At 64.7% G+C, this 15,581-nt stretch carries 14 protein-coding genes; 3 read left to right on the top strand and 11 right to left on the bottom strand.

Annotated elements, in window-relative coordinates; genetic code table 11:
• Positions 1-19: 19 nt before the first annotated feature.
• Positions 20-2,059, bottom strand: coding sequence for a TonB-dependent receptor (locus L1O02_RS06550; RefSeq protein ID WP_060840838.1), 2,040 nt, complete (start codon positions 2,057-2,059; stop codon positions 20-22).
• Positions 2,060-2,324: 265 nt separating this feature from the next.
• Between L1O02_RS06550 and L1O02_RS06555 the strand changes: the two genes are divergently transcribed.
• Both L1O02_RS06555 and L1O02_RS06560 read left to right on the top strand, forming a co-directional pair.
• Positions 2,325-2,555, top strand: coding sequence for a VF530 family protein (locus L1O02_RS06555; RefSeq protein ID WP_019093117.1), 231 nt, complete (start codon positions 2,325-2,327; stop codon positions 2,553-2,555).
• Positions 2,556-2,563: 8 nt separating this feature from the next.
• On the top strand, positions 2,564-3,232 hold the full coding sequence (locus L1O02_RS06560) for a Pr6Pr family membrane protein (RefSeq protein WP_108545292.1): 669 nt from the start codon (positions 2,564-2,566) through the stop codon (positions 3,230-3,232).
• Positions 3,233-3,238: 6 nt separating this feature from the next.
• Here the strand turns inward: L1O02_RS06560 and L1O02_RS06565 are convergent, their stop codons facing one another.
• The 4 genes from L1O02_RS06565 to L1O02_RS06580 all read right to left on the bottom strand — a co-directional run bounded on the left by L1O02_RS06565 (position 3,239) and on the right by L1O02_RS06580 (position 8,532).
• Positions 3,239-4,024, bottom strand: coding sequence for a siderophore-interacting protein (locus L1O02_RS06565; protein WP_235759717.1), 786 nt, complete (start codon positions 4,022-4,024; stop codon positions 3,239-3,241).
• A complete protein-coding gene (locus L1O02_RS06570; protein WP_060840835.1) occupies positions 4,021-4,599 on the bottom strand; it encodes a PadR family transcriptional regulator in 579 nt (192 codons plus the stop codon). The genes L1O02_RS06565 and L1O02_RS06570 overlap by 4 nt, the downstream gene beginning before the upstream one ends.
• Positions 4,600-4,722: 123 nt before the next feature.
• Positions 4,723-7,830: a transglycosylase domain-containing protein gene (locus L1O02_RS06575; protein ID WP_060840834.1), complete on the bottom strand. Its 3,108-nt coding sequence runs from the start codon at positions 7,828-7,830 to the stop codon at positions 4,723-4,725.
• Positions 7,831-8,070: 240 nt separating this feature from the next.
• Positions 8,071-8,532: a transposase gene (locus L1O02_RS06580; protein WP_108545295.1), complete on the bottom strand. Its 462-nt coding sequence runs from the start codon at positions 8,530-8,532 to the stop codon at positions 8,071-8,073.
• 599 nt (positions 8,533-9,131) lie between these two features.
• Between L1O02_RS06580 and L1O02_RS06585 the strand changes: the two genes are divergently transcribed.
• Complete coding sequence (locus L1O02_RS06585; RefSeq protein ID WP_016968550.1) at positions 9,132-10,553, top strand: amino acid permease; 1,422 nt, start codon at positions 9,132-9,134, stop codon at positions 10,551-10,553.
• A gap of 101 nt (positions 10,554-10,654) precedes the next feature.
• On the opposite strand, the gene L1O02_RS06590 is transcribed toward L1O02_RS06585, so the two are convergent.
• The 6 genes from L1O02_RS06590 to L1O02_RS06615 all read right to left on the bottom strand — a co-directional run bounded on the left by L1O02_RS06590 (position 10,655) and on the right by L1O02_RS06615 (position 15,369).
• Positions 10,655-11,254: a hypothetical protein gene (locus L1O02_RS06590; protein WP_060840833.1), complete on the bottom strand. Its 600-nt coding sequence runs from the start codon at positions 11,252-11,254 to the stop codon at positions 10,655-10,657.
• A gap of 8 nt (positions 11,255-11,262) precedes the next feature.
• Complete coding sequence (locus L1O02_RS06595; protein WP_108545296.1) at positions 11,263-11,853, bottom strand: papain-like cysteine protease family protein; 591 nt, start codon at positions 11,851-11,853, stop codon at positions 11,263-11,265.
• Positions 11,854-12,104: 251 nt separating this feature from the next.
• Positions 12,105-12,947 carry an alpha/beta hydrolase gene (locus L1O02_RS06600; RefSeq protein WP_108545297.1) on the bottom strand — a complete coding sequence of 281 codons (843 nt, stop codon included), beginning with the start codon at positions 12,945-12,947 and terminating at the stop codon, positions 12,105-12,107.
• Positions 12,948-13,027: 80 nt separating this feature from the next.
• Positions 13,028-13,324 (bottom strand): cupin domain-containing protein, encoded by a 297-nt coding sequence (locus L1O02_RS06605; protein ID WP_108545298.1) that lies wholly within the window; start codon positions 13,322-13,324, stop codon positions 13,028-13,030.
• A 76-nt stretch (positions 13,325-13,400) separates the two neighbouring features.
• Entirely contained in the window at positions 13,401-13,685 is a 285-nt protein-coding gene (locus L1O02_RS06610) for a putative quinol monooxygenase (RefSeq protein WP_060840829.1), read from the bottom strand.
• A gap of 64 nt (positions 13,686-13,749) precedes the next feature.
• Entirely contained in the window at positions 13,750-15,369 is a 1,620-nt protein-coding gene (locus L1O02_RS06615; protein WP_060840828.1) for an FMN-binding glutamate synthase family protein, read from the bottom strand.
• Between the last annotated feature and the right edge of the window lie 212 nt (positions 15,370-15,581).

The following is a 15,581-nucleotide window of genomic DNA, read 5'->3' on the forward strand; positions in this document are numbered from 1 at the left end:
TTGTCGGCGAACAGGGCCCTTAGAAGGTGGTGCGCAAGCCCACTTCCACACTGCGCCCGGCAGCCGGGGCGATATCCCGCAGGATCGAGCTGGCGTAGCGCACGGTCTGGTTGGTCAGGTTCTCGCCCTTGACGAAGGCCAGCCACTGGCTATGGCCGATGTCGAAGCGATAGCCGGCGCTGGCGCCAAAGGTGGTGTAGCCATCGGTGCCGCTTTCGTGGTCCGGCACCCGGCCCTGGCTGGCGGCATGTTGCACATCCAGGCGCGCCTGCCAGCGATCCAGTTCCCACAGCAGGCCGCTGTTCAGGCGCAGCGGAGCAATGCGCGGCAGGTCCTGGCCGTTGTCCAGGTTCTTGGCCCGGGTGTAGTCGCCGGACAGCTCCAGGGCGAACTTGCCGTAGGCGCTTTCCCCCAGGGTCCAGCGATCCTGGGCTTCGATCCCGGTGAAGCGTGCTCGTACTCCGCTGTAGGCGTATTCCGGAATTCCGCCTGCCTCTTCTTCGCCTTCATCGTTGAGGGTCCGCCCCGTGCCCAGCAGGCCGATGTAGTTGGAGAAGTGACTGTAGAACACCCCGACGCTGCCTTTGTGGGTGCCGTTGTCGAAGCGCAGGGCCAGGTCGCTGGACACGGCTTTTTCCTTCGACAGCTTGGCGTTGCCCACTTCATAGGTGCCGGTGGCGACGTGGGCGCCGTTGGCATACAGCTCATAGAAGGTCGGAGCGCGTTCGGTGTAGCCCAGGGTCGCGGCCAGGGACCAGACCGGGGTCAGGGTGTAGACCGCGCCGGAGGACAGGCTGCCGGCGGTGAAGCTGCTGGACTTGTCGGCCTGGGCGAAGCGTGGGTTGCCTTTGCCGTCCGGGTCCACGGTGGTGTGTTCCAGGCGCCCGCCGAGACTCAGGCGCAGGCGTTCGGTGGCTTGCAGCTCTTCGAGGATGAACAGCGCGCCGCTGTTGGTATCGGTTTGCGGGACGAAGGCTTCTTCGCCCAGGGCGGAGAACTCGTTGCGATTGACCTGGGCGCCGATCACCCCTTCCAGCGGGCCGAGGGGCTGGTGCCGGGCTTCGACCCGCGCTTCGTAACCCTTGTTCTTGAAGGTGGTGCCGGTTTCGCCGCCCTCGATCTCACGGTGTTGGTAGTCGGTATAGCCGGCGTTGAACTTGAGCGAGCTGAATGGGCCCTGCAGGTTGCGCAGTTCCGAAGCGAAGGCGTAGTGGTCCTGCTTCATGCGGATGCGCACGTCGTCTTCGGCGGGGGAGCCGTAGTTGGAGTCGTAGTTGCTGTAGGACAGGCCGGCATAACCGTCGTCCCAGGTGTAGGAGCCGCCGATGGCGCCGCCGTCCTGGCGTCCGTCGCTGTTGCCCAGGCGGCCTTTCTTGGCATCGCCGTCGTCACTGGCCGGGGCGTGGCGGCTGCGAGCGTAGCCGGGAATCTTCAGGTCGTTGAACTGCCGGGAGTTGGCGTCCAGGTGCAGGGCGAAGGTGCCGTCGCCGGCTTCCAGTTTGCCGGCGCTGCTGCGGGTGGTGTCGGCGCCGCCGTAGCGCAACTCGCCGGCGCCGTGAATCCCTTCGATGGCTTCGGTGGGAATGCGATTGTCGAAGCTGTTGATCACCCCGCCAATGGCGTTGCCGCCGTACAGCAGGGCCGCCGGGCCGCGGACGATTTCAATGCGCTCGACGTTCACCGGGTCCAGGGGCACCGCGTGGTCGTAGGACAGCGACGAAGCATCCAGGGCGCCGACGCCGTTCTGCAGGATGCGGATGCGGTCGCCGTCCAGGCCGCGAATCACCGGGCGGCTGGCGCCGGGGCCGAAGTAGGACGAAGACACCCCCGGCTGTTTGTTCAGGGTTTCACCGAGGCTGCCTTTCTGTTCCAGGGTCAGTTGGTCGCCTTCCAGCACGGTGCTCGGGGCGGCCAGCTCAGTGCTGCCCAAAGGGTTGGCGGTGATGACCTGCCGGGGCAATTCCACGGCGTGGGCCTGGGAGGCAAGCAGCAGTGCGGCGGACAGGGGCGACAGGCGCCACAGTAAAGAGCGAGAAGGACGGGAGGCTGAACGGGACATCGGTCATTCCTTGGCAAGCAGGGCGCTAGGCGCTTTGAGTCAGAGGACAGGCGGGACACGGGGGTGCCCAGAATGCGGGTGAGTTGTTATTGATTGATACAATATAACATCTCTTTTATCGCGAAAAGCCAGGAACTTTTTGTCGCTCATGCCCGAGCGCCGCACGGGCGGGTGGCGGCTACAGTTATTCAAGCGCTCTGGCGCGGGGGCATGCCCTCGGCTAAGGTGCGCGGCTTTCCCTCTTTTCTTCCCGCAAAGGCCTGGCATGACCGACACCCACACCGACCCGCTGCATGGCGTGACCCTGGAACAGATCCTCAAGGCGCTGGTGGAGCACTACGAGTGGTCGGGGTTGGCCGAGCGCATCGATATCCGCTGTTTCAAGAGCGATCCGAGCATCAAGTCGAGCCTGACCTTCCTGCGCAAGACGCCCTGGGCGCGGGAAAAGGTCGAGAAGCTCTACGTGAAGTTGCAACGCACCAAGCGCCCGCTTTAAGGAACCCCATGGCTGGCTTCTCGCTGCGGGGGCTGTTCACTCGGCGCGGCCTGATTGCCGTGGCGGCGATCCTTGGCTGGTTCGGGCTGACCGTCCAGCTGTACCTGATCCTGCTGCTGCGCTGGGAGGTGGGCGCCAGTCTGTTGGGCGGCCTGGTGAATTTCTTCAGCTTCTTCACCGTGCTCAGCAACACCCTGGTGGCCAGTGTGCTGACCTGCGCCCTGAACCTGCGGATATCCCGGGGGCAGGCATTCATGCTCAGGCCCGCGGTCAGTGGCGCGGTGGCGGCGAGCATTGTGCTGGTGGGCTTGGCCTACAGCCTGCTGTTGCGTCACCTGTGGCATCCCCAGGGCTGGCAATGGCTGGCCGATGAGTTGCTGCACGACGTGATGCCGCTGCTGTTTTTGCTCTATTGGTGGTGTTGTGTGCCCAAGGGCGGGCTGCGGCTCAAGCACATCGGTCTGTGGATGCTCTACCCGGTGCTGTATTTCGCCTACCTTCTGTTGCGCGGAAATCTGCTGGGGCTGTACCCCTATCCCTTCATTGCGGTGGACAAGTTGGGGTATCCCCAGGTGTTGCTCAATGCCCTGGGGATATTGGCCGGATTTGTCCTGGTGTCCCTGCTGTTGCTGGGCCTGGACCGCTGGCTGGGCAGGCGCCAATCCCAGCCCCGGTAGGCAGGGTTATTCCGCTTCGCTGCTGTCCAGGCGCCAGTAACCGGCAGCCTTGACGAATTCGTCGTTGAGCCGGTGTTCATCCAGCAACACCCGACGAACCTGGCGCGACACTTTGCTCTCGGTGGCCACCCAGGCGTACAGCTTGCCTGGCGGCATCTGCAACTGACGCACGGTGCTGAGCAGGTCCTGCCCGCCACCGTCACGTTCGACCCAGATCACCTGCACCTCGGCGGCGCTGTCCAGGGGCTGACATTCGGCGGCGTCCTGTACCTCGATCACCGCCAGCACCCGGCGGCCGGCCGGCAGTTCTTCCAGGCGCCGGGCAATGGCCGGCAAGGCGGTTTCGTCGCCGATCAACAGGTAGCTGTCGAAGATGTCCGGCACGATCATCGAACCCCTGGGCCCGCCGATGTGCAGGTACTGCCCCGGCTTGGCCTGCTCGGCCCAGGTCGAGGCCGGGCCGTCGCCGTGGAGCACGAAGTCGATGTCCAGTTCGCCCAGCTCCAGGTCGTAGCGGCGTGGGGTGTAGTCGCGCATGGCCGGCATCGGGCCGCTGTCCTTGCCCGGGCCCAGCACCAGGGTTTCCAGGGCGGCTTGCTGTTCGGCGTTCTGCGGAAACAGCAGCTTCACATGGTCGTCGCTGCCCAGGCTGATGAAGCCGGCCAGCTCGGGCCCGCCGAGGGTGATGCGGCGCATGCGCGGGGTCAGGTCGACGACGCGCAGGACCTCCAGGCGCCGGCGCTTGATCTCGTGCATGACCCGGTGAATGGACAGTTCTGGGCTGGCAGTCATTGGCTTTTCTCCTGGGCAGGGTGGCTGAGGGGGCCATCGACAATGGCCTTGGCGGTGTTGTTCAGCAGGTCGCGGACCCGGAGGATTTCTTCCGGGCTCCAGCGGCCGTGGTGCATCTGCAGGGCGTGGCGCAGGTTGTGCACCGCCTCGTGGATCTCCGCGGGGCGATCGTGCCCGCGCAGGGAACGCTTGCTGACTTCGATGCGCATGCGCACGCCGTCCAGGGCGATGGCTTGCTCCTGCAGGGACTGACGTCCGGCGTCGGTCACGCTGTAGCGCTTTTTGCCGCCTTCGGCGTCGCCCAGGATCAGCTCGCTTTCTTCCAGGAAGGTCAGGGTCGGGTAGATCACCCCGGGGCTGGGGCTGTAGGCGCCGTCGAACATGCTTTCGATCTGGCGGATCAGGTCGTAGCCGTGGCACGGCTGTTCGGCGATCAGCGCCAAGAGCAGCAGTTTCAGGTCGCCGGGGGCGAAGACCCGGGGTCCGCGACCACCGCGTTCGCGGCCGGGGCGGCGTTCGAAAATCTCATGGTTGTCCCCGTGTTCACGATGGGGAGGAGGGTGATGCTCGCTCATTTTCTCGTTCTCCGTTTCGATTTAGACATAACTTAAGATATATCTTAAGTGGCGTGCAAGCATTTCTGCCCGCGACGCAGCGGCCGTTTGTCGGGGAAGGAGGAGTGAACGACGAACCCGGATTCAGCGTTGGGCGAGGTTGCCCAGGCACTGGGTACTGCTGTCCGGCTGCAGGTACGGCATGAGGATCGGCGCCATACCCTTGAGCACCTGCACCGGCAAGGCCGAGGTGAACTTGAAGGCTTGTGCCGAGGCGCCCGGCACGTAGGCGGTGAGGGTGCCGAAGTGGTGCTCGCCGATATAGAACACGAAGGTCGCGGTGCGGTTGATGGACTTGGAACTCAGCACCCGACCGCCGGCACCGATGGCTTCGATGCGGTTGTCGCCGGTGCCGGTCTTGCCGCCCATGGCCAGCGGGGTGCCATCCGCCAGCTTGAAGCTGCCGGACACCCGTTTCGCGGTGCCGGCATCCACCACCTGGGACAAGGCCCCGCGCAGGGCGGTGGCGACTTCCGACGGCATGACCCGCTTGCCCTTGCCCGGGTCATTGCTCAGGCGGGTTTCGTAGGGCGTGCCGGCGGCGAAGTGCAGGCTGTCGATGCGCAAGGTCGGCAGGCGCACGCCGTCGTTGAGGATGGTGCCCACCAGCTCGGCCAGGGCCGCCGGACGGTCGCCGGAGCTGCCGATGGCGGTGGCCAGGGACGGCACCAGGTGGTCGAACGGATAGCCGACGCTCTGCCAGCGCTGGTGAATATCCAGAAACGCCTCGATCTCCAGCATGGTGCGGATGCGACTGTCCCGGGCGCTGCGATGGCGACTCTTGAACAGCCAGCTGTACACCTCCTGACGCTCGAACTCGCTGGCCTTGACGATCTGGCTGAAGCTCGCGTCGGGGTTGTTCATCAGGTAGCCCAGCAGCCACAGATCCAGGGGATGGACCTTGGCGATGTAGCCCTGGTCCGGCAGGTCGTAGGCTCCCGGGCCATAGCTGGCGTAGAGCTTGTCCAGGCGTTCGTCGGTGAGCTTTTCGCCGGTCTTGGCGTTTTTCATGTGGGCCCGGACAAAGCGCTTGAAGCTTTCCTGGCTGGCATCGGGCAGCAGGTAGCGGTGCACCGCGGCCAGGCGGATCGCCGTGGGATGCATGCCGTCGAGAAAGGTGTCCAGGCGTGTCTGGGTGTCCTTGTTGCGGTACTTCTTCCAGAACCGCAGGAGAAACGACGTGCCTTCGCGATCGGCGAAGCGCGCCAGGTACTCCTGGCGCCGCGGGTTGGCGTCGTCGCTGAGCAGTTCGGCGCTGGCGCTGTCGCCACCGTAGGTGCTGTAGCGCACCAGATCGCGCATCAGGCGGATGAACGGCAGGTTGATGGATTCGCGCAGGGCATCGCGCAGGGTCGGGCTGCGGCCGTTGTCTTCATTGCGGAAGTTGTGGAAGTGATGCACCCCGCCGCCGGTGAAGAAGGCTTCGCCGGGACTGGCGGAGTAGGTGCGGTCCAGGGCCGCGTCGAGCATCTTCGGCAGGCTGCGGTCGCTGTTCTGCATCAGGTAGTCGATGGCCCAGCGGCTCAGCCGGTCCTGGTCGTTGACCGCAACCTTCTTCAGCTCGGCCGGGGTCTGTCCGGCATGCCTGTCGTGCAGCTCGGCGATGATCTGCAGGTAGGTGGTCAGCACCCGCAGCTTGGCAGTGGAGCCCAGTTCCAGCTTGCTGCCTTCGTTGATATCGAACGGCTGGTCGGTGCTGTCGGTCTGCACTCGCACCCGCGAGCCATCCGGGGTCAGTTCGAACAGGGTGAAGCTGTAGCGCACCTGGGTGGTGCTGGTGGGGGTCAACAGGCGCTCGCCGAGCACGCCGATCTGCGCGGCGAAGGCCGGGTCGGCCAGGTGCTTGAGGTAGTCGGTGGCCTGGCGTTGCAGGTCGCTCTGCAGGGTGCTGGTGGCGGACAGGTCGAGGCGGTCCAGGTCGTACAGGGGCCGGTTGAGCAGCGCCGCCAGCCGGCTGCGGGCCACGCTGATGCCCTTGTTGGTTTCGATCGGCTGGATCGTCGGCTGTTGCTGCCAGTCGCGGTAGCTGACCTTGCTGGCCAGGGCGGCGGCGCTCAGGGCCGGGTCGATGATGTCGTTCTGGGCCAGCAGGCGGATATGGCTGTCGGTCAGTTCCGCCAGCTCTGCGCGGCCCTTGGCCAGGTAATGGGAAGGGCGACGTTGCGCGATCATCAGCGACAGCACCTGACGCAGGGCCAACCCGCGCTGGGCCAGGCTTTGCGAGTCGTTGGCGGTGCTGCTCAACGCCCGGTTGACCTGTTCGAAATCGGCGCCGTACCAGACCCGCAATCCTTCGGCCATGCCATGCACCTCACCGTGTCCGGGCACTGCCGACAGCGGCACGCTGTTGAGGTAGTCGCGGACGATCCGGCGCCGGGCTTCCAGGGTTTGCGGGCCATCCTGATAGGCACGCACGCTGGCAGAGACCATCTGCCGGATCTTCTCGCCCCCGGACAGCGTCAGGCCGTCGGGGGAGTGGCGGTATTTCTCCAGCTGGGTGGCCAGGGTGCTGCCGCCGGCTGTCTGTCCCGGCAGGTGCATGAGCTTGGCCACCTGGGACCAGGCGGCCTTGGCGAAGCGTGGCCAGTCCACCGCCGGATTGGCCAGGGCCAGCTTGGGATCCAGCAGGTCGCGGTTCTCGATGAACAGCAGGCTGTGCACCATCAGCGGGGGGATGCTGGCGAAACTGGCATACAGCTGTTGCGGATAATTGAAGCGGTACAAGGGCGCGGCGCGGCAATCGGTGATGGACAGGCCGGCCTGGATCTTTTCGGTATAGGGCACGAAAAAGCCATGTTTGCTGTAGTCCATCAACGCTGCGGAAAACCGCGTCTGCGCGTCGATCTGGTAGCCGCGCTTGAGCAGGCGCGGCAGGAATTCCCCCAGGGCGCTGTAGCCCAGGCGGCGGTCGAAGGGACCGGCGCCAGGGTAGAGCACGGCATCGCTGGGCCCGGGTTGCAGGGAGTAGCTCAAATCGCTGGCCAGCCGGCTGAATTCCCGGGCCTGGAGCTTGGAGGTGCGCATCTCCCGGGACGCGGCCACCCCCAGGGCAATCAGGGCAATCAGCAGCAACAGCCAGAACAGGCGCCAGGCATAACGGCGCGCTCGGGGCTTTTTGGGTAAAGGCGCTTCGTCCTCGCTGTGGCCTGGCACTGCGGTTTTACGCGAATCGGTTTGCCACAGAGCGCCCATAGTCGATTGATCCATTCACGCAGATTGATCGGACTTGCCTGAAGCTTAGTCGGTGGCGGCCATGGGTGAGGAAATTGTGAAAACGACTCGGTCCCGCTTCTGTGGCGAGGGAGCTTGCTCCCGTTCGACTGCCCAGCAGCCGCCAAGCCTGAGCATGGGTTTCGCCAGAGAGATCACGGTGGCTGAGTCCAGGGCCGCTGCGCGACCCGGCGGGAGCAAGCTCCCTCGCCACATCAAGAGTCATTGGAGCCAGCAGGCGTCCCACAGAGGGTAATCGCCAATGCGTTGCACCAGGCCTGCGCGCAAGGGGTTGGCGATGATGTAGCGGGCAATGGGGCGAATATCCTCGCCGTCACGGACTGCCCTGTCGTGATAGCCGCTTTGCCACTGTGCGCCCCGCAGCCCCAGGTGTTGATTGAGTTGGCGAGTGCTGCGCGATTTCATCCTTTGCATCACCTGGGGCAATGTTGCTGCGCGCAGTTGCAGCAGCCAATGCAGGTGGTCCGGCATCAGGACCCAGGCCAGTGAGTCGGCCAACCCCAGGTCCTGGACGTGTTTGAGCTCAGCAACCACCAGTCGCGCCAGGCACCAGTCGGAGAACAAGGGCCGGCGTTGATGAACCACGGTGGTGATGAGGTAGGCGCGGCCACTCTCGGAGTAGCGCCCACGGCGCAAGCGATGGGACTTGGGGCGCGATGGCATGCCATTGCCTGCAAGGTCAGTGAGCGAATGCCGGACGCTAGCATTCTTGTCCCCGAACTGAAGCCCGTGATGGTTTGCTGGTATTTCAGGCTTGCTCCGAACTGTGGCGAGGGAGCTTGCTCCCGTCCGGCTGCGTAGCAGCCGCAAAGCCTGAGCATGGGTTCCGTCAGAGAGATCACGGTGGCTGAGTCCAGGGCCGCTGCGCGACCCGGCGGGAGCAAGCTCCCTCGTCACAGGGTGGTGGGAGATTGCCGGGCTAGAGCCTTTGCATAGGTAAATACGCCCTAGGTAGGGGCATGACGATGCACCAGGGCTGTGCAATACTCCGGACCCTTTCGGAATGAGGTATTGAGGCAAAAAGCAGGTAATGCTTCTTTGCAAAAGCGCTTTAGGCCGAGATTTCTCTCTGAATTTAGCTACTTATAGAGTGAAAAGCCCTATCAGGAGCTTTTTATACTGCGCACCCCGCTGATCTGGCAGGTCTTGTCCTACAGACGCGCCGCCCCACAAGGCCGGAACGGTTGAGCAAGCTGCGGCTACCCGCCATGGCTTCGCAGACTCGGTGGTTCAATCCAATAACAAAATGAGGTTGTATCTCTATGTCAGTTGGCAACCAACTGCCCCACGGCGAGTCCGCTCAGGGCGGTCCGCTGAAACGCGAACTGGGTGAACGGCATATTCGCTTGATGGCCCTGGGCGCCTGCATTGGTGTCGGCCTGTTCCTGGGCTCGGCCAAGGCCATCGAAATGGCCGGCCCGGCCATCATGCTGTCCTACATCATCGGCGGCCTGGCGATCCTGGTGATCATGCGCGCCCTCGGCGAGATGGCGGTGCACAACCCGGTCGCCGGTTCCTTCAGCCGTTACGCACAAGACTACCTGGGTCCATTGGCGGGTTTTCTCACCGGCTGGAACTACTGGTTCCTGTGGCTGGTGACCTGCGTCGCGGAAATCACCGCGGTGGCGGTGTACATGGGCATCTGGTTCCCCGATGTGCCGCGCTGGATCTGGGCCCTGGCGGCCCTGGTGAGCATGGGCTCGATCAACCTGATCGCGGTCAAGGCCTTCGGTGAGTTCGAGTTCTGGTTTGCCCTGATCAAGATCGTCACCATCATCGCCATGGTCATCGGCGGTGTCGGCATCATTGCCTTCGGCTTCGGCAACGATGGCGTGGCCCTGGGGATCTCCAACCTGTGGACCCACGGCGGCTTCATGCCCAATGGCGTGACCGGCGTGCTGATGTCGCTGCAGATGGTGATGTTCGCCTACCTGGGCGTAGAGATGATCGGCCTCACCGCCGGTGAAGCGCGCAACCCGCAGAAGACCATTCCCAACGCCATCGGCTCGGTGTTCTGGCGCATCCTGCTGTTCTACGTGGGCGCGCTGTTCGTGATCCTGTCGATCTACCCGTGGAACGAGATCGGCACCCAGGGCAGCCCGTTCGTGATGACCTTCGAGCGTCTGGGCATCAAGACCGCCGCCGGCATCATCAACTTCGTGGTGATCACTGCCGCGCTGTCGTCCTGCAACGGCGGCATCTTCAGCACCGGGCGCATGCTCTACAGCCTGGCGCAGAACGGCCAGGCCCCGGCCGGCTTCGCCAAGACCTCGAACAACGGCGTGCCGCGTCGCGCGCTGCTGCTGTCGATCTTCGCCTTGCTGCTGGGCGTGCTGCTCAACTACCTGGTGCCGGAGAAGGTGTTCGTCTGGGTGACGTCGATCGCCACCTTCGGTGCGATCTGGACCTGGGTGATGATCCTTCTGGCCCAGCTCAAGTTCCGCAAGGGCCTGAGCCCGAGCGAGCGTGCCGCGTTGAAGTACCGCATGTGGCTGTACCCGGTCAGTTCCTACCTGGCCCTGGCGTTCCTGGTGCTGGTGGTGGGGCTGATGGCCTACTTCCCGGACACCCGCGTGGCGCTGTACGTCGGCCCGGCGTTCCTGGTGCTGCTGACCGTGCTGTTCTACCTGTTCAAGCTGCAACCGACCAATGTCCAGCAAGGGGCGGTACGCTCGGCGTCCTGAGAGGTGCTGCGGGGATGCGGCTGGCTTGAACATCCCCGACTGAAAAGCTGAGACACGCCATCCGGCGGCCTGCCAAGGCCGCCGGATTTTTTTTGCCCGGGTCAGCCGCCCAGGGTGCCGCTGCGATCGGCGTCGAAGATGGCCTTGGCCTGTTGTGCCGGGGGCGTCAGCAGGGCCAGCAACGCTGTCTCGCTGTAGAGCTGCCGGTTGGCCAGGGTTTTCGGCGTGGGTTCGATGGGAATCAGCTGATCCTGGTCGCCGCCGTGCAGCCAGATCGCGGTCATTTGCAGGGCCGGGACGAACAGCAAGCGCAGCTCATGGCTTTGGCCCTGCAACTGGGGAGCCTGCTCGGCAAGTTCCAGGGCACTCACCACGGACGCCGCCAGGGCACCGTGGTTCAGCGCCGAGAAGCCGAGCTTGCCGGCCACCTCGCTCAGTTGCGCATCGGCGATCGACACCCCGGCATCGAACACCAGGTAGTGCCAGTCACCGGCCTTGGCCTCGGCCAGCCCTTTGCCCTGGGCCAGGTCCTCCAGGCCCAGGGTGTAGCCGCGAAAGGCCTGGGACAGCTTCAGGTTGCCGGCGCGGGCCTGGGCAAACCCGCGGTTGATGCCGAAACCCTGGGTCTGCAGGGCCGCCTGGAGTGCCGAACGCAGGTGCTGGACGCCATCGACAGGCGCCTTGGGGTAAGTCAGTTGCATGACGCCTCCTAGTTTTTCCGGGTGAAGTAGGTGTGGGTCCAGTAGCCGCCGCCGTTGTAGGAGGCGGGGAAGCTGTTCAGGGCGCGTGTCGAGTAGCCGTAGATCGAGTCCGCCACCAGAAGGTAGCCGCCGTCGCTGCCGTAGATCGTCAGGAAATGCGCGCCGCCGCCGTACCAGGCGCAGCGCAGGCCCACGGGACGGCCCATGCCCAGCTGGTTGTCGATGGCCGGCATCTGCATCCGGTCTTCGCGCATGCCGCCATAGCAGCGGGTGGTGCGCAGGGCCGAGTCCAGGTAGCCGTAGACGTTGCACGGCCCGGGCTGGCTGCAACAGGAGTTGCGGCCCAGCTCGGCATTGGCCACTGCGCATTGGGTCCAGGACCCGGTGCCGTAATAGTTGCCGACCGAAGCGGACAGGGCGGCCCAGCACCAGTTGCTCTGGGTTTGCGGCTGCACGCTGAAATTCAGCCGGGCAGCGGCCTGGGGCGCCGCTTCGGCGCGGGGATCGACTTCGCTCAGTTGCGGGTCCAGCAGCGTATCGGCCAGGCACTGGGGCAGGGCCTGGAGAGTGCCGCTGGGGGTCAGGTTGCTACTTAACATGTTCATCCTCCATGAATGAAAACCAGCCTCCGGCTGGGTCGCTGTAACGTGTCGGCTACGGTCAGTAGCCGGACCCGGCGAGCTGTTGCTGCGCCGTGCCAGCCTCGATGGCCGGCGCTGACCGGGTCTGTAGACAACCTTAGAGGGTTTATGCGTTTGTGCAATTTAATGATGCATAAATGCATTATTGCGCGCATGGATGTCCCCGCTAAGGGGGGCATCCGTGGCCGTAGCCGGAGGCGAGTGCCGGGCTATTTTTCGTCGAGGAAGTGCTCCAGGGCCGCATTGAACAGGCCCGGGTCCTGGAGGAAGGCGAAGTGGCTGACGTTCGGCAGAATCAGCAGTCCGGCGCCGGGAATGGTCGCGGCCATGTACTGGGTGTGCTCGCGCTTGATGGCTTCATCGTGGTCGCCATCGACGATCAGCACCGGCGTCTTGATCCGCGCCAGGTCGGCGTCGCTCCAGTTCGGTTGGCTGGCCCACATGTGGCCGATCTGCTCGACAAAGGCCGGGTACTCCTTGGGTGTCGGTGACAGTCGGGCGTACTCCTGGCCGGCCCGCTCGATGTAGGCGGCGAAGGTCGGGTTGTTCTCCACGCCTTCCTTGACCCCGGAGGTCTGGGTGTTGGCGGCGTAGGCGAAGACCTTGCCGACCCGCTGCGGGTAACGCATGGCCAGGTCCAGGCCGAGGATCGCGCCGTCGCTCCAGCCGACGAAGTCGGCGCGAGGGATCTTCAGTTGATCCAGCAGGGCGATCACGTCATCGGCCATCAGGTCGTAGCCGTAGGGCCGGGCATCTCGGGTGCTGCGCCCGTGGCCGCGGCTGTCGACGCTGATCACCGTGTGCCGGGCGGCCAGGGCCTTGGCCTGCAGCCCCCAGTAGTCGGCATTGCCCAGGCCGCCATGCAGCAGCACCACCGGCGAGCCGTGGCCGAGCTTGCTGTAGTAGAGGCGGATGCCGTTGACCTCGGCATACCCGGCTTGCGCCCCGGCCACCGGCGCGGGTGTGGGCGGCAGGGTCTGCCAGCGTTCGCCGGCAAAGGCGCTGTTGAAAGACATCACTAGAGCGATCACTGCAAATAGACGACGAGGCATGGGCTTCTCCGTGCATGGGCCCTCGGGTCGGACCGACCTTGGGGCAGGTGGTTACCGCGGTTGAGTCGATGAGGGACAGGCTAGACGTCGATGATCACCAGGGTGCCGTGGCTGCCGGGCAGTACGCTGTGGGGCTGGCCGGCCTCCACCAGGTACATCTGGCCCGCCAGGACTTCCACGGTGGCCTGGCCAATGCCCAGGCGCAGGCAGCCCTGGGTCACCAGCAGGCCTTCGTTGTAGTCGTGGGTTTCTTCCGGATGGGGCTGCTGGTCCATGCGCAGCACCTTGATGCGGGCCGGGCCGACCTGGCCCACCCGCGTGGAGTGCCAGGGACTCGGCAGCTGGCTGGACAGGTGTTCGAATGACAGCAGGGGCATGGCGGATCTCCGAAAGGTCAGTGAGGCTGGGGGCTGCTTTCGGTGGTCCGGTCAAGCAAGGGCTGGGTCGGGTTTTCTAGAATTCGTCCATCAGCAGCACGCGGCATTCGCGGCGCTGGAAGGCATTGATCTGCGGTACCAGGCGGGTGAAGTGCTCGGTCTGGCAGTGGGCGTCGAGGGCCGCTTGGTCCGGCCACTGTTCGACGAAGATGAAGTGCCCGGGGTCTTTCTGATCGACGAACAGATCGTAGGCGATGCACAGCGGTTCCTGGCGGGTTTTTTCCACCAGTTCGGCGTACCACGGGCGCACGGTGTCCAGGTGTTCGGGGTGGATGAAGTCTTCAGCGATGACCTTGAGCATTGCAATCTTCCTTGGCTGTCGCCCGGCGCTCCCCGGCAACCGGGCAGCGTCGGGCAATAGGGGGTTAAGCCGCGGCTTGGGTATTGGGTTCGAAGCTGTCGGCCCGGGCCAGTTGCCACATGCGCGAGTAGAACTCGCCGTTGACCTCGCCGGTCAGCAGTTCGCCGGGCTTGAGGAACACGTGCAACTGGGAGAACAGCTTGATCTCGGTGGCCGACATGCGCCGCACCAGGTGCTTGGCCTCCAGTTGCGAAGGGTGTTGCAGGCCGGCGGCGGCGAGCATTTCTGCCAGGGCCTTGAGGGTATTGCGGTGGAAACTGTAGACCCGCTGGGCCTTGTCCGGCACCACCAGGGCGCGCTGGCGCAGGTTGTCCTGGGTGGCCACGCCGGTCGGGCACTTGTTGGTGTGGCAGCTTTGCGACTGGATGCAGCCGATGGCGAACATGAAGCCGCGGGCCGAGTTGGCCCAGTCGGCGCCGATGGCCAGCACGCTGGCGATGTCGAAGGCGCTGACGATCTTGCCGCTGGCGCCGAGCTTGATCTTGTCTCGCAGGTTCAAGCCCACCAGGGTGTTGTGGACGAACAGCAGGCCTTCGCGCATCGGTGCGCCGATGTGGTCGGTGAATTCCACCGGTGCCGCGCCGGTGCCGCCTTCCTTGCCGTCGACCACGATGAAGTCCGGAAGGATGCCGGTTTCCAGCATGGCCTTGGCAATGCCCATGAATTCCCACGGGTGGCCCAGGCAGAACTTGAAGCCCACCGGTTTGCCACCGGACAGCTCACGCAGCTGCTGGATGAAGTGCATCATTTCGATCGGGGTGGAAAAGGCACTGTGGCTCGATGGCGAAATGCAGTCCTCGCCCATGCGGATGCCGCGGGTGTCGGCAATTTCCTGGGTCACCTTGTGCTTGGGCAGGATGCCGCCGTGGCCCGGCTTGGCGCCCTGGCTCATCTTGATTTCGATCATCCGCACTTGCGGGTTCTGTGCCTGGGCGGCGAAGCGCTCGGGGTCGAAGCGACCGTCGGCGGTGCGGCAGCCGAAGTAGCCGCTGCCCAGTTCCCAGGTCAGGTCGCCGCCGTGTTCGCGGTGGTAGGGGCTGATGCTGCCTTCACCGGTGTCGTGGGCGAAGTTGCCGAGCTTGGCGCCCTGGTTCAGGGCGCGGATGGCGTTGGCGCTGAGGGAGCCGAAGCTCATCGCCGAGATGTTGAATACCGAGGCCGAATAAGGCTGGGTGCATTGCGGGCCGCCGACCGTCACGCGAAAGCTGCTGGGATCGCTCAGGGGCGCCGGGCGCATGGAGTGGCCGATGAACTCGAAGCCCGATTGATAGACGTCGATCAGGGTGCCGAAGGGCTTGTCGGCGCTTTCGTTCTTGGCCCGCGAGTACACCAGCGAGCGCTGGGCGCGGGAAAAGGGCAGGGCGTCGCTGTCGGACTCCAGCAGGTACTGGCGAATCTCCGGACGGATGCCTTCCACCAGGTAACGGATATTGCCCAGGATCGGGTAGTTGCGCCGTACCGCGTGCGGGCTTTGCAGCAGATCGAAGATCCCCAGCAGGCTCAGCAGGCCGGTGACCAGGGTGAATGGCCAGAGCCAGTCGTGTTCGAGAAAGGGCAGGCTGGCGAGGGTGAACATCACGCAGGCGGCAAAGAAGGCGTAGCGGCTCAGAAGGGACAGGCTCATACGGTTTCCTTGGTTCGGACTCATCGGTTCAATCAGGCAGCAGGTGCCTGGGCAACGGGTAATCGACAGCGCCACCGAACGGCTGGGACGGTGAGCTGCGCGGGTATTTCTTATAGGAATTCACGGCTGTGTCAGAGCGTCGCAGGCCAGCATACTGGCCCGCCAGTGCCGTGCGGGCAAGCCTGAATCGGCGGATCAGGGCTGGCGTTAGA

It is taken from the genome of Pseudomonas sp. BC42, assembly GCF_021560055.1.
GTDB lineage: Bacteria > Pseudomonadota > Gammaproteobacteria > Pseudomonadales > Pseudomonadaceae > Aquipseudomonas.

Bases quoted from the DNA above. Each gene is read 5' to 3' on its own strand.
- L1O02_RS06550 (WP_060840838.1), bottom strand. From the start codon at position 2,059: ATGTCCCGTTCAGCCTCCCGTCCTTCTCGCTCTTTACTGTGGCGCCTG.
- L1O02_RS06555 (WP_019093117.1), top strand. From the start codon at position 2,325: ATGACCGACACCCACACCGACCCGCTGCATGGCGTGACCCTGGAACAG.
- L1O02_RS06560 (WP_108545292.1), top strand. From the start codon at position 2,564: ATGGCTGGCTTCTCGCTGCGGGGGCTGTTCACTCGGCGCGGCCTGATT.
- L1O02_RS06565 (WP_235759717.1), bottom strand. From the start codon at position 4,024: ATGACTGCCAGCCCAGAACTGTCCATTCACCGGGTCATGCACGAGATC.
- L1O02_RS06570 (WP_060840835.1), bottom strand. From the start codon at position 4,599: ATGAGCGAGCATCACCCTCCTCCCCATCGTGAACACGGGGACAACCAT.
- L1O02_RS06575 (WP_060840834.1), bottom strand. From the start codon at position 7,830: ATGGGCGCTCTGTGGCAAACCGATTCGCGTAAAACCGCAGTGCCAGGC.
- L1O02_RS06580 (WP_108545295.1), bottom strand. From the start codon at position 8,532: ATGCCATCGCGCCCCAAGTCCCATCGCTTGCGCCGTGGGCGCTACTCC.
- L1O02_RS06585 (WP_016968550.1), top strand. From the start codon at position 9,132: ATGTCAGTTGGCAACCAACTGCCCCACGGCGAGTCCGCTCAGGGCGGT.
- L1O02_RS06590 (WP_060840833.1), bottom strand. From the start codon at position 11,254: ATGCAACTGACTTACCCCAAGGCGCCTGTCGATGGCGTCCAGCACCTG.
- L1O02_RS06595 (WP_108545296.1), bottom strand. From the start codon at position 11,853: ATGTTAAGTAGCAACCTGACCCCCAGCGGCACTCTCCAGGCCCTGCCC.
- L1O02_RS06600 (WP_108545297.1), bottom strand. From the start codon at position 12,947: ATGCCTCGTCGTCTATTTGCAGTGATCGCTCTAGTGATGTCTTTCAAC.
- L1O02_RS06605 (WP_108545298.1), bottom strand. From the start codon at position 13,324: ATGCCCCTGCTGTCATTCGAACACCTGTCCAGCCAGCTGCCGAGTCCC.
- L1O02_RS06610 (WP_060840829.1), bottom strand. From the start codon at position 13,685: ATGCTCAAGGTCATCGCTGAAGACTTCATCCACCCCGAACACCTGGAC.
- L1O02_RS06615 (WP_060840828.1), bottom strand. From the start codon at position 15,369: ATGAGCCTGTCCCTTCTGAGCCGCTACGCCTTCTTTGCCGCCTGCGTG.